General features: G+C 36.7%; 11 protein-coding genes, 1 pseudogene and 1 CRISPR repeat array. Of the genes and pseudogenes, 6 read left to right on the forward strand and 6 right to left on the reverse strand.

The window, feature by feature from the left end:
• Positions 1–248 precede the first annotated feature (248 nt).
• Positions 249–452 (reverse strand): hypothetical protein, encoded by a 204-nt coding sequence (locus tag MW688_RS14655; RefSeq protein WP_486736756.1) that lies wholly within the window; start codon positions 450–452, stop codon positions 249–251.
• A gap of 44 nt (positions 453–496) precedes the next feature.
• On the opposite strand from MW688_RS14655, the gene MW688_RS14660 reads away from it, so the two are divergent.
• The 3 genes from MW688_RS14660 to MW688_RS14670 all read left to right on the forward strand — a co-directional run bounded on the left by MW688_RS14660 (position 497) and on the right by MW688_RS14670 (position 2,923).
• Positions 497–793: a hypothetical protein gene (locus MW688_RS14660; RefSeq protein WP_486736757.1), complete on the forward strand. Its 297-nt coding sequence runs from the start codon at positions 497–499 to the stop codon at positions 791–793.
• A 321-nt stretch (positions 794–1,114) separates the two neighbouring features.
• A complete protein-coding gene (locus MW688_RS14665; protein ID WP_486736758.1) occupies positions 1,115–2,152 on the forward strand; it encodes a Rieske 2Fe-2S domain-containing protein in 1,038 nt (345 codons plus the stop codon).
• 15 nt (positions 2,153–2,167) lie between these two features.
• Positions 2,168–2,923, forward strand: coding sequence for a hypothetical protein (locus MW688_RS14670; protein ID WP_486736759.1), 756 nt, complete (start codon positions 2,168–2,170; stop codon positions 2,921–2,923).
• 84 nt (positions 2,924–3,007) lie between these two features.
• Here the strand turns inward: MW688_RS14670 and MW688_RS14675 are convergent, their stop codons facing one another.
• Positions 3,008–3,232, reverse strand: coding sequence for a CP12 domain-containing protein (locus MW688_RS14675; protein WP_486736760.1), 225 nt, complete (start codon positions 3,230–3,232; stop codon positions 3,008–3,010).
• Positions 3,233–3,363: 131 nt separating this feature from the next.
• Here MW688_RS14675 and MW688_RS14680 point away from each other — a divergent pair, with 131 nt between their 5' ends.
• A complete protein-coding gene (locus tag MW688_RS14680; RefSeq protein ID WP_486736761.1) occupies positions 3,364–4,608 on the forward strand; it encodes an FIST signal transduction protein in 1,245 nt (414 codons plus the stop codon).
• A 4-nt stretch (positions 4,609–4,612) separates the two neighbouring features.
• Here MW688_RS14680 and MW688_RS14685 read toward each other — a convergent pair whose 3' ends face one another.
• Entirely contained in the window at positions 4,613–5,713 is a 1,101-nt protein-coding gene (locus MW688_RS14685; RefSeq protein WP_486736762.1) for a metallophosphoesterase family protein, read from the reverse strand.
• Between the two features lie 74 nt (positions 5,714–5,787).
• Here MW688_RS14685 and trmB point away from each other — a divergent pair, with 74 nt between their 5' ends.
• The gene (gene trmB, locus MW688_RS14690) at positions 5,788–6,432 is read left to right on the forward strand and encodes a tRNA (guanosine(46)-N7)-methyltransferase TrmB (RefSeq protein WP_486736763.1); all 645 of its coding nucleotides are present in this window, start codon (positions 5,788–5,790) and stop codon (positions 6,430–6,432) included.
• Positions 6,433–6,642: 210 nt separating this feature from the next.
• Here trmB and MW688_RS14695 read toward each other — a convergent pair whose 3' ends face one another.
• The 3 genes and pseudogenes from MW688_RS14695 to MW688_RS14705 all read right to left on the reverse strand — a co-directional run bounded on the left by MW688_RS14695 (position 6,643) and on the right by MW688_RS14705 (position 9,321).
• Positions 6,643–6,858, reverse strand: a complete 216-nt coding sequence (locus tag MW688_RS14695; protein WP_486736764.1) for a DUF2283 domain-containing protein — start codon at positions 6,856–6,858, stop codon at positions 6,643–6,645.
• Positions 6,859–6,860: 2 nt separating this feature from the next.
• Positions 6,861–7,085: pseudogene (locus MW688_RS14700) on the reverse strand (hypothetical protein); the annotation flags it as partial.
• 199 nt (positions 7,086–7,284) lie between these two features.
• The gene (locus tag MW688_RS14705) at positions 7,285–9,321 is read right to left on the reverse strand and encodes an alpha/beta hydrolase family protein (RefSeq protein ID WP_486736765.1); all 2,037 of its coding nucleotides are present in this window, start codon (positions 9,319–9,321) and stop codon (positions 7,285–7,287) included.
• Between the two features lie 528 nt (positions 9,322–9,849).
• Positions 9,850–10,456: a CRISPR direct-repeat array (repeat unit 36 nt; unit sequence GTGTTTTAACCTTAGATGCCGTTAGGCGTTGATCAC).
• A gap of 53 nt (positions 10,457–10,509) precedes the next feature.
• Here MW688_RS14705 and MW688_RS14710 point away from each other — a divergent pair.
• On the forward strand, positions 10,510–11,631 hold the full coding sequence (locus MW688_RS14710) for a hypothetical protein (protein ID WP_486736766.1): 1,122 nt from the start codon (positions 10,510–10,512) through the stop codon (positions 11,629–11,631).
• Positions 11,632–12,615: the final 984 nt, after the last annotated feature.

Below are 12,615 nucleotides of genomic sequence, written 5' to 3' on the forward strand. Positions count from 1 at the left end.
GAATTATGAGTAATGAGTAATGAGTAATGAGTTTTGAAGTAAGAAGTCTTGAAGTCTTGAAATAAGAAGTAATGACTGAGGAAGTTTTGAAGTCTTGAAGTTTTGAAGTTTTGAAGTAATGAGTTAAAGAATTGATGCTCAACGCTTAAAAATTGGTTGACTGAGCAAGATATGGGCTAAAGAGAAATGAACTTTTTCTGAGGTTAATTTAGTACATAAGTTCTGGTGCAAGATATAAGTTTTAGGTTTTAGGTTGTAGGTTTTATACTCAATCCGGTTGCCAAAATGTATTTATCTTTTATCTCTACTAAAGCACAGAAAGCCTTTCTCTCCCTGCTCCCCCTCTCCCTTCTCCCCCTCTCCCTTCTCCCCCTCTCCCTTCTCCCCCTCTCCCGGAGCTCCCGGAGCTCCCGGAGCTCCCCTTCTACCGAAAGCTTTCCTCTTCTCATCATGTATCATAAAAGTGAATAACTTTTCAAACTAATAGAAAAAAATCATGAATCCATTACTAATTTCACTTGTTGAATTTTTATTCAGAATTGTTCAGACTTATTTTATTGCTGGGTTGATATTTTCTCTTTTTTTGTTAATATTTGCCCTACAAAAAGTAGATGATAGTGCTGGTTGGCAATTAGGATTTATTAACCTGATTGAAGGAATTATTTTCCGCCTGTTAATTTTACCAGGAATGTGTGTTTTTTGGCCTATGTTTTTGGTTCGTTTAATTCGAGGCAAAACTAAGCCCACTGAAAATAACTCTCATCGTTTGCTGGCTAAACGTCACTATTCATAACAATTTCCATAACTTATCGAGGTATAATCATGATTCTTAACAAAAGAAAAACTCATCTGTTTAGCTTTACAGCTTTAATATTTATCTTGCCTATAATTTTTTTAGTTGGAGTTATTTTCCCTCCCAAATATCCCCCAATTAACAACTCCACAATACCACCATTGTTAAATTCAAATATAATAGACTCTTCTCCTGAAGACTCAACTATGCCAATAGCTGATAATGAGCAAATTTTAGCTAAAATTTTCAGTTATTCAAAAAAATAAGTGATTTCTATTTCATTCAATCTTCCAAGAAAACCAGTCAAGGAATAATAATCTTATGGGTGCTCATTATAAACCTGTACTTTGGAATCGTCAAAAAATCATCTATGATTTTATCTTACTAGTCTCCATCGCTATATATATCTATCTGTTCCAAACAGTACCACGATGGATAAATCCTGAAATTAGACCTCAAGAATTAGAAATTAGAGCTTTTGGTTCTGCGGCTTTTATCATACTCCATATTATCCTATCAATTGGTCCTCTAAGTCGTCTTAATCCTCAATTTTTGCCTTTGCTTTATAACAGAAGACATGCGGGAGTTACCATGTTTCTTGTTTCTCTATATCATGCCAATTTAGCCATAGATTGGTACCATGATTTAGGTAATCTCGATCCCTATGTCAGTTTATTTGTAAGTAATACTCACTTTTTTTCTTTTTTCTTTTTTCCCTTTGAAATACTAGGTTTTTTCGGGTTATGTATCTTATTTTTAATGGCTGCTACTAGTCATGACTTTTGGTTATCAAATTTAACTGCTCCGGTGTGGAAGGGATTGCACATGCTTGTTTATCTTGCCTATGCACTATTAGTTACTCATGTAGTGTTAGGTGCCTTGCAAACTAATCGCCATATTTTACTCACGATTATTGTAGGTATGGGATTAATTTGGATTCTTAGCATCCATTTAATCTCAGGGATTAAAGAATATCGTCTAGATTCAAAAACATTAACTCCGAATCAAGAGGGTTTTGTTGATGTAGGAAAAATTGCAGAAATTCCTGAAAATAGAGCAAAAATTGTGTGTATTGGTGGAGAAAGAGTTGCTATTTTCAAATATGAGCAAAAAATATCTGCCGTTTCTAATGTATGTCAACATCAAAATGGTCCATTAGGAGAAGGGAAAATCATTGATGGCTGTATAACTTGTCCATGGCATGGCTACCAATATCTTCCTGATTCTGGCGCCTCTCCACCACCTTTTACAGAGAAAATTCCCACTTTTGATGTGATAATCCAAGGAGATAATATCTTAGTTAAAGCGATACCGAATCCTCCAGGCACACCAGTTAAACCAGCTCTTATTAACAATTAAATTAGAGGTACTTTTATGTTAGATGAATTTTATCTAGGTTACAGTAAATCAATACCACTGAAGATTCGTAAGTTTTTACTGGTTTTAATTCCTAGCCTTGTTGTACTTATGACTATGTTAGCAGTAGTTTTAACTCTATTGCACAATCAGTATTCTGCTGGTATATATACTGGTTTTGATGAATTTGAAGGCTTACTACTAGATAAACCTATTCCTCATTTAGTGGTACTCTCTCCCGATGACACAAACAGTGAAAAAGGTTATTCACGCTATATCTTAGCAAGTACACGCAAAAGTTCAGTGAGTCCTGATGTGTTGAAATTAACTGGTAAATGGGTAAAATTAAGAGCAATTCCAGTTTTTAGAGATGGCACAACTCTGTTAGCTGTGAGTACTAGAACTCCTCCTGAAGTGATTGAACCATCTTTTCCCGAAAATTCCCTATCACCGGGAGAATCTTTAGGAAGTTATACTTTAACAGGAGAAATAGTTGACCCCAAATGTTATTTAGGCGTTATGAATCCAGGAATGGGCAAAACTCATTTAAAATGTGCTGTTCGCTGTATTAGTGGAGGGATACCTCCTACTTTGAGAGTTCGTAATCAAGCAGGAGATGTGTTTTATTTTCTACTAGTTGATGAACAAGGAAATTCTCTAAACTCCCGTATTTTGGATTTGGTTGCACAACCAGTACAAGTAACAGGAGAAGTGGTGCGCTATGATGATTTATTCGTGGTTAAAGGATTTCCTGAAAAATTAACCAAAGGATAGAAATACAAGCATGGGCGCGAGTATAAGCGCCCTTACTTCGGCTGAATCCTTAATTAATGATTAAATTAATGATTAAATTAATCATTAATCGTCATAAAGACGGCATTCATCGGCGTCGGGATTAGCATCACAATACTTTTCAAAATTAGTTTTAGCTGGTTTTTGTGCTTTTTGATGTGAAGCTTCTGCTTGTAATTCTTCTACGGCATCCCAAGCAGCAGCGCAATCAGCAGAACTATCTCCTTCAGTACTGCAAACATTTCTAGCCTGTTGTCTTTCTAATTCAATCTGTTCATTAATGTTATTCATGATACCTCTTTATTTATGTTTTTCTTTGATCTTAACAGTATTCCTTATACATACTAACTGTTTTTTTTAAAATCGAGTATATCCCTTGCAATTAAATTAAAATAATTTAAAGTCATAAACTCAAAAAAATTATGGATAAACAACTCAAATGGCTTAATGTCTTGTCAACGCTTCCATCTCTAGAAGCAGCTTTGACAGAGATAGCCGAAAAAGTCAAAGAATCTTTACAACAGACACCGGATTTAGGCATTTTATTTATTGCCTCAGCTTATGTGAGTGAATATCCCCGAGTAATTCCCTTACTACGGGAGAAGTTACCTATGCCTTTGATTATTGGTTGTGGTGGTGGAGGAATTGTGGGCATGAATTCCCCAGAACAAGTTTTAGAAATAGAGGACAATACAGCAATTAGCCTAAGTGTGTGTAATTTACCGGAGGTAGAGATACATTCTTTTTACCTCAAAGGAGAAGATTTACCTGATTTAGACAGTAGTCCTCAAAGATGGATTGATTTAATCGGTGTATCTCCTCAACAACAGCCTAACTTTATTATTCTTTCGGATCCTTTTTCTGCTAAGATTAATGACTTATTAGCAGGTTTAGACTTTGCCTATCCTGGAGCAATCAAAATAGGTGGTTTAGCTAGTTCTGGGACTATGGGAACTCCTAATACCCTATTTTATTATTCAGATAATCATACAGGTCCTCATCTTTATAATGAGGGGACCATTGGTTTGGCTCTCAGTGGTAAAATAGTCGTAGAAACTATTGTAGCCCAAGGTTGTCGCCCAATCGGCGATATTTATCAAATCAACGAAGGAGAACGCAATATTATTCTTAGCTTAACGGCAGAAGATGAAACAGCACCTCCTTTAAAAGTTTTACAAAATTTAATTTCTACCTTGAGTGAAGAAGATCGCCAATTAGCACAAAATTCTCTCTTCGTAGGCATCGCTAGAGATGAATTTAAATCTGAATTAACTCAGGGAGATTTTCTCATTCGTAATCTCATTGGTGTAGACCCTCGTTCGGGAGCGATCGCTGTTGGCGATCGCCTGCGTCCTGGTCAAAGAATTCAGTTTCATCTTAGAGACGGGCGTACTTCTGCTGAGGATTTAGAAATGTTACTATCTCAATATGTCCAGCAAGAAGATAAACTCTCTTCCCCCGTAGGCGCCTTAATTTTTTCTTGTCTTGGTCGAGGTGAGAGGTTATATGGAACGCCTAATTTCGATTCCGAGTTATTGCGCCGCTATCTCAGAGATATTCCCGTGGGTGGTTTTTTCTGTAATGGGGAAATTGGACCAGTGGGTAATACTACCTTTCTCCATGGTTATACTTCAGCCTTTGGTATTTTCCGTCAAAGTTCCAACTAGACAACTACAGTACTAATGTACCATGATTATCGATTAACCGAGGATAACCCTGGTCATCTCTAGCGCCAAAGTTCTCTAAAAAAATGCGGGTAGGAGTAGGTAAATCAGAGAAGTCAAAAGTAGCATCTCCATTAGCAATATCTGCCCAAAAATAGCGTAATTTGGGGGTAATTGGCATAGCTTCTTCCAGAGAAAGATTAAGGGGGTCTCCTGTTAATAATTTCAGCATAAAGCGTTCAGATTTTTGTGCCATCCACTCTCTTGATTGTTGTTGCAGATTTTCCCAACCTGGTACCCCTTGGATACGATGGGAGGTAATAGATAGTTTGATGCCTAAACTAGAGGAGTAGTCTAAATCGATAAGGCGATAGGGATGAGGAAAACTAACAATAGACCCAGTAGTAATTTCTGTTAACCCCTCTGACTCAGCTATATCTTGTACGTGGAGATGACCTGTAAAAATGAGTTTAACCCCATGTTTGCGCAAAATTTGCTTCAAATCAGAAGCATTAGCTAACATATAGCGTTTTCCCAACTCATGGTGAGATTGTCTCGGTAGGTGTTCAATTACATTGTGATGAATCATCACCATAACCAATTTATCAGAGAGTTGAGAGAGGGTGTTATCTAACCAGATTAGTTGTTGCTTATCTAAACAACCCAATTGTTGACCATCGGGAGTAAATTGAGTTGAATTTAAACCAATTAACTGTAATCCTGGGAGAATTTCTTGGCTATAATAGAGTTGTCCAGGTATACTGTAGCCGAATTGTTGATAATATTTAGGAAAATCGAAAAATCCTATTTTTGCTTCGTCCGCTTCTGGTTGAACAATATCATGATTCCCAGGAATAACATAAGTGGGAAATGGAAGACAACTTAAGCGTTTCTTTAACCAGTAATGATTGGGTTTTTCTCCATCTTGAGTTAAATCTCCTGGCATCAGTAAAAAATCTATATCCAAAGATTCTAAATGTTTAAAAATAGATTCTAAAGCTGGTATACTAACTTCAATTAGATGGAAACGGCCCGGGTGTTTGACTATTGTTTCTGGTACACCTACATGGGGATCGCTAATAATCGCGAAGCGGCACTTAGCAGTCATAATGAATATTTTAGTTTAAAATCTTTTCTAGTGTAAATTTTAGTTGATTTCGGAGTTAGTGTAAAGTTATTTAAATGGCTAGAGTCAGAGTTCGTCAACACGTTAACCCTTTGAGTATTAAATATCAAAAACCTATAAATATCCCTAATTGGAATTTAGTATATAATGATTTAGAAAAACCAATACATTTGGATTTAGGTTCTGCAAGGGGAAAGTTTTTACTTTCTTTAGCACAAATAAATCCCAATGTAAATTATTTAGGGATAGAAATTAGAGAACCTTTAGTAATAGAAGCAAATCGAGAAGCAAAAGAGTTAGAGTTAGATAATCTCTACTTTTTGTTTGGTAATGCTAATAATTATCTAGAAAAAATTTTGACTTCTATTCCCAAGTTAAAATTACAGTATGTAACTATTCAGTTTCCAGATCCTTGGTTTAAAAAACGTCACTATAAGCGCAAAATCGTTCAAGATGATTTAGTAGATAGTTTATCTAAGCATTTAAATCCTGGGGGTATAGTCTATCTTCAGTCAGATGTTTTGTCAGTAGCAGAAGAAATGTGCGATCGCTTTATGTCTCATCCCTATTTTCAACAAAATTATACTCACACTTGGCTAGAATCTAATCCCTTACCCGTAGCGACAGAAAGAGAAAAAGCGACCTTAGCTAGAGGTGAGGCTGTTTATCGAGTGTTATTGAAAAATGAGCTAGAAGTTTGAGTAGAGAATTGAAAAATTATCGTAACCGTTCAGGGGGGCGATCTCCCCTGATACTGTTGATGATTTTTCCATTCCATCATCTCTGACTTCATCCTCGATAATTTGGTGCGTTACGCGCTCCGCGCTAACACACCCTACTAGACTTTATAAATACCATTTCATAATCGGATGCGCGTATTAGGCGATCGCTCTATTTCTTCTCCTTAAAGGTTAGATAAAACTAACCGATTGAATAGGTAAAGATTGTGCTTCCAAACGAGTAAGATCAACCGTTAAACTAGCTTGATCAATATCGATACCTACTAAGTTACCATGTTCATCAAAATCTATGACAATATTCGGAGCAATTTCTTGAGAATCAACACTCGTTTGATCAGATAAATTAATATACAGTGAGTCGGTTTCAGGATAATAGTTAAATTTCATAATTACACCTTAAAATTTCGATCTGGAAAAGCATTATGAATGGTTTCTCCATCTTCTAAAGTTACTACTCGCAAATACTTACCTAATTCTTGAATATAGCACCAATGGCGAATTCTTCCATTTGATTCAATCACTTTTCTAATTGGGTTTTGAATTGCAATCTGACACCATTCTCGCTTAAGATAAGGTCTTTTTACTAAGACTTGTTTTTCTTTTGTTCTTTTGGTGTTTTTTTTGACAAATTATTTCAATATTTATCAATATAACAATTTAGTAGGGGCGCAAGGCTTGCGCCCCACCTTTGGCTTGCGCCCCACTCTTATCAGTTCTGTTACAATTAATTGATAACGAAAAGAACTAAATTCCCTGCTTCTTTATAAATACCATTTTATAATCGGATGCGCGTATTATAGGCGATCGCTTTAATTAAGCAATAATTTGAATATTAGCAGCTTCTAAAGTAGGAATTTCTGACAAGATAGCAATCTCAGTTAAATCTATTTGATTTTCTCTATCTATATAGCCTAAGCTACCATCTTCTGTAGAATAAACGAAACCCAAGCTATAATCAGAGTCTAAATTTTCACCATTGGATAGTATAAGAAAATTTTCCTCTGATAAAAATCCAGAATCTAAACCTCCTAGAAAACCTCTAGAAGAAATAGAGATTAAATCATCATCGGGAGAAAAATCAACTATAGTATCTATACCATGTCTAATACTATCAAATTGAAATATATCTTCACCAGCACCACCAGAGAGTAAATCATCAGCAAAACCACCAATCAAAGTATCATCACCGCCGTTACCCAAGAGGCGATCTTCTCTTCTTTTGCCATCTAAAATGTCATTACCGCTACCGCCACTAAGACGGTTTTTAGCATCACTCCCAGTAATTTGGTTGTTGAGAAGATTACCAACACCAGAGGTAAAGCGATCGCTAGTAAGTATGATATTTTCAATATTTTTGCTTTTTAGTCCTAAAGCCCAATTAACAGAAGATTGTATGGTATCATCTCCTCCATCGGGTTTTTCATTGAGGGTGAAATCTTGGAGAGAATCAACTATATATAAATCATCTCCGTATCCTCCTAAGAGAATATCTGCGCCTTCCCCGCCATTGAGGGTATCAGAATCATCTTTTCCAATTAATTGATCGTCTCCATCTCCCCCTAGAATTGAATCTTCTCCTATACCACCATCAAGATAATCATTACCTTCTTTTCCTTCGAGTAGGTCATTGCCTTTGTTACCAAATAGTTGATCCTTTTGTTGATTACCAATTAAAGTATCATCACCATTTCCCCCTTTTAGGGTATTTTCTTTGATAAATTCCTCTTCAGTCGCTTGTGAGTTGATTAGTAAATCGTTACCGCGATCTCCTTCTATTTGTATACTGAGGTCATCAGCATCAGAAAAAGGAGTGAGTAACTGATCCCCGTCAATGGTATCATTTTGATCAGTACCATAGGCTATAATTACTGAAGATTCAGCATCAATAGCTAATAAGTAGTTAGGATCCGGTAATTCTTCTGATTGCCATCCATTACCCGGGTTTTCTGGTTCCCCCTCTGGTTCATCGACAGAAATAATACTTTCATGCTTGTCTTTAATAGAATCAGGCTGCCAATTTTGGTTTTGATGATCCAAAGATAAAATATCATTAGCAATACTACCGCGATCTGGATCAATTAAGTTTTGAAATACCTCTAAAACCATACCATGGGCTTGACCAAAATCCACTAACTTACCAAAATTCATTAAAATCGATTCATGGGCAAAACTAGAAAAATCTTCATTACCCGCCGCACTAGGATCCCCATTTAACCCTAAGGAATACTCAGCCACTTCTCGAAAAGGAGTTAGTGTATCTTCTAAATCATTGTAACCATCTTCACGAAAGTCTAAATCATAGCCATTAGAAAACTTATTTAAGTTAACAATTTTATTTACTTCAGAAGGGGGATCTAGGGCGAAAATACTATTAACCTGTTCATATTGTTTGGCTATTTCACTACTAAGTAAAGTTCCCAAACTATGACCAATCAAGTTGAGGCGATCTCCTGAGGTAAATCCCCAATCTTCTAACTTATTATATATTGCTTCTGCTAAAGGTCTAATCCAACTAGCGGCAATAAAGTTGCCTCCTCTTTGTCCCCCTGCTTCAGTGTGAGATACTTCTACCCAATCTAGGAGTAAAACTATATCTTCTGGTTTAGCCTTGGCTACAGTTTCTGCTAAAGGTACAAAGTTATCATAATTACTATTCCAACCGTGAAGGACTAACCAGAGATTTTTATTAGTATCATCATCATACCTTTGAGAAAGGTTATCAGATTCTAATCCACCGTTGCCAATTATAGCGAAGTTAACTTCACGAACCAAAGGATCTATATCTTCGTTAACTGGAGACGAGGGATCTCCTCCTTCAACCACAAAGGGTGATTCTATCTTTTCTTCCATCAGAGAATTAATTTAGTTTTCAAAGATTACTTTATATTATGGTAAAGGAGATATGGAGTCAAAAACCCTTTTATTCATCAGGGATATTTAGTACAATAGTACTATTTATTTGGGCTAAGTTATGGCGATCGCGTACAGTAATTAGGAGTAGCATAATAAATGAGGGCGCCAGTATTAGCGCCTCTACTTTGCAGTTTAAAACCAGCTCAAACCTATACCAAATCAGAGTTTTAGATTTATTCAGCAAGCCCTAATTATTTTTTGCTTTTGGTGTAAAAATGCAAGCACCTCTGATTGTTTAATTGTTTTAAACAGATAAACTGTCTCTAATTCAGACTAGCTCTGGGTTTCAGCGATTTATAAGTGCTTTGAGGTGCTTGCAAAACTCTCTAATTCTTATCAGTTAATGCTTTCAGGCAACAAAATTCAATGAAGTTTGCTAATAATTATCAAATTACTAACTATTTTCCTGAGGTGCTTGTAAAATTAAGTAGAGGCTATCACTAGTTATCGGTTTCAGCCGTCGCTGTGTTTTAACCTTAGATGCCGTTAGGCGTTGATCACGGTTTCTCATCGAGCGGTTGCCAATTACCGCAAGGCCAGTGTTTTAACCTTAGATGCCGTTAGGCGTTGATCACATGTTCCAAGATGTAATAACGGTAGACTTTCTAATGTGTTTTAACCTTAGATGCCGTTAGGCGTTGATCACAGGTGGTGCAACAAATCTAGTTTTTACTTGAAATGTGTTTTAACCTTAGATGCCGTTAGGCGTTGATCACTGATCGTTGGCTTCAACAACAATAGTTTTGACAACAGTGTTTTAACCTTAGATGCCGTTAGGCGTTGATCACACAGTAATGATTTTATTGTGGCTATTTTAGTTTCGTGTTTTAACCTTAGATGCCGTTAGGCGTTGATCACATTTCAATTTAGTCACCTATGGTAAAACTGTTATTGTGTTTTAACCTTAGATGCCGTTAGGCGTTGATCACCAAACTTAGTCCGCTCATTGTTTTGTTATCTTCTTGGTGTTTTAACCTTAGATGCCGTTAGGCGTTGATCACATGCTAATTTTAGAGTATTAACAATACAAACATTTGTGTTTTAACCTTAGATGCCGTTAGGCGTTGATCACCTTATATTGATGGCGATTTCCACGGCGCATTTACTTACTATTTTTGTCAAAGTTTGCGAAAAAAACCCAATTTAGGATCTCAAGAAACCATTAAAATTGTTACAGAAACCCTCAAAGAAAATAGGTTTTTTCAAGAACCTCAACATGAAGGGAAATCCCGTAGCAATTCCGTCTTTTTAACTAGCAAACCTCCTATAACCACAACTATCCCCTACCCTAAAAATATGACAAATCTAACTCCCGATAACCAAAAACTGTTGATTGAAGCTTACATGAAATTATTAGATACACTAAGTGTTTCAACCCCTTCAACAATAGAAACAAAAGCGATTACCTCCCGTCAAGTCCGCGATCGCTATTTAGTTTATGTTCATGGCATTAGTACTCATTTGCCTGGTTATTCTAATGATTGGTGGAATTCTTTAAAATCCTATGTTTCCTCAATTTTTGGCGATGGAACATTAGAGGATACGCGCTGGGAAGTGCTTTGGAGTGATCTAGTTAATCAAACATCTCGTGCTTTAGTCAAAACCCCTGAAGAAGAACAATTGCGCCAACAAATTAACTTGATTTTAGAAGAACGAAAAAAACAAATGATTGCCGAAGCAAGGGGTGGTGGTCAAGCAGTTCGTCAAGGTACAAACTTAGTTACAGAACGTGGTGGAGGCTTTTCTTTTGATGATTTTTTAATTTACATGATTAATCCGAATATGCGCCAAAATATTATTGACCGATTTACTAAAGTAGTGCAACCCTTACTATTGCAGAACGCATACATAGATATTATTTCCCACAGTTGGGGAACAGTAGTTGCTTACGAAGGCTTACGGGAATTAGAACAATCATCCTTCTCGGGACGTATTAATAACTTTTTTACCGTAGGCAGTGCCTTATCCATTGGACCTGTTTATGGATCATTACGCAAGGAAAATAAAGATGGTCGTCGTCCCGTTTTTGTTGATCGCTGGATTAATTTAGATGCTAAAGGGGATATTGTGGGCGGCCTTTTAGGTGATAAATTTGAAGTGGATGAAGAATTTTTGCAATTAGAACCTGTTGGTTGTCGCCGTGGTTTTCTGGGGACTTATAATCTTCCTTGTGCTCATAGTTCTTATTTTACTCAAGATAATACTATGACTAATAGAGATATCTTTGCTCGTTTTATCCAAGCTTAATTATTCACATAATTAAAAACAATTGCCCCCTTAAAAATTAATCAATCCTAAATCCGGTTTATATACCCCAGTAAAAAACCAGGTTCGTAGTTGGACTAAAGGTCCAAAAGCTGACGGGATACAAACTTAAAATCAAGGTAGCAATAAATAAAGTTTTTTATCCCTTAACCTCTTCCTTAGGGAGCCCACTGTCTACATCCGAAAGATACAGAAAAGATTAGAGCTTACTGGTAAGGTTTCTAAGTTTGATAGGGCTAAAGCCCTACTACAAACTCATACAATGATTATCACTGGGTTTTATAACTAAGATTTGGTATAGCCATCACAAAAATGAATTTTTTCTCGGAATTATATAGTATTATTGCTTTAAGCTAAGTTATGGCGATAGCCTACAGTAATTAGGAGTAGCATAATAAATGAGGGCGCCAGTATTAGCGGTTAAAGTAAAAAACCAGGTTCGTAGTTGGACTAAAGGTCCAAAAGCTGACGGGATACAAACTTAAAATCAAGGTAGCAATAAATAAAGTTTTTTATCCCTTAACCTCTTCCTTAGGGAGCCCACTGTCTACATCCGAAAGATACAGAAAAGATTAGAGCTTACTGGTAAGGTTTCTAAGTTTGATAGGGCTAAAGCCCTACTACAAACTCATACAATGATTATCACTGGGTTTTATAACTAAGATTTGGTATAGCCATCACAAAAATGAATTTTTTCTCGGAATTATATAGTATTATTGCTTTAAGCTAAGTTATGGCGATCGCATACAGTAATTAGTAGTAGGGGCGCAAGGCTTGCGCCCTTGTGGGGCGCAAGGCTTGCGCCCTTGTGGGGCGCAAGGCTTGCGCCCTTGTGGGGCTCATACTTGCGCCCTTGTGGGGCTCATACTTGCGCCCTTGTGGGGCTCATACTTGCGCCCTTGTGGGGCTCATACTTGCGCCCTTGTGGGGCTCATACTTGCGCCCTTGTGGGGCTCATACTTGCGC

The sequence above is a fragment of the Johannesbaptistia floridana genome, assembly GCF_057440575.1.

What these genes read in the sequence shown, in the direction of transcription:
- MW688_RS14655 (WP_486736756.1), bottom strand. Translation starts at nt 452, where the DNA reads ATGATGAGAAGAGGAAAGCTTTCGGTAGAAGGGGAGCTCCGGGAGCTC.
- MW688_RS14660 (WP_486736757.1), top strand. Translation starts at nt 497, where the DNA reads ATGAATCCATTACTAATTTCACTTGTTGAATTTTTATTCAGAATTGTT.
- MW688_RS14665 (WP_486736758.1), top strand. Translation starts at nt 1,115, where the DNA reads ATGGGTGCTCATTATAAACCTGTACTTTGGAATCGTCAAAAAATCATC.
- MW688_RS14670 (WP_486736759.1), top strand. Translation starts at nt 2,168, where the DNA reads ATGTTAGATGAATTTTATCTAGGTTACAGTAAATCAATACCACTGAAG.
- MW688_RS14675 (WP_486736760.1), bottom strand. Translation starts at nt 3,232, where the DNA reads ATGAATAACATTAATGAACAGATTGAATTAGAAAGACAACAGGCTAGA.
- MW688_RS14680 (WP_486736761.1), top strand. Translation starts at nt 3,364, where the DNA reads ATGGATAAACAACTCAAATGGCTTAATGTCTTGTCAACGCTTCCATCT.
- MW688_RS14685 (WP_486736762.1), bottom strand. Translation starts at nt 5,713, where the DNA reads ATGACTGCTAAGTGCCGCTTCGCGATTATTAGCGATCCCCATGTAGGT.
- trmB (WP_486736763.1), top strand. Translation starts at nt 5,788, where the DNA reads ATGGCTAGAGTCAGAGTTCGTCAACACGTTAACCCTTTGAGTATTAAA.
- MW688_RS14695 (WP_486736764.1), bottom strand. Translation starts at nt 6,858, where the DNA reads ATGAAATTTAACTATTATCCTGAAACCGACTCACTGTATATTAATTTA.
- MW688_RS14705 (WP_486736765.1), bottom strand. Translation starts at nt 9,321, where the DNA reads ATGGAAGAAAAGATAGAATCACCCTTTGTGGTTGAAGGAGGAGATCCC.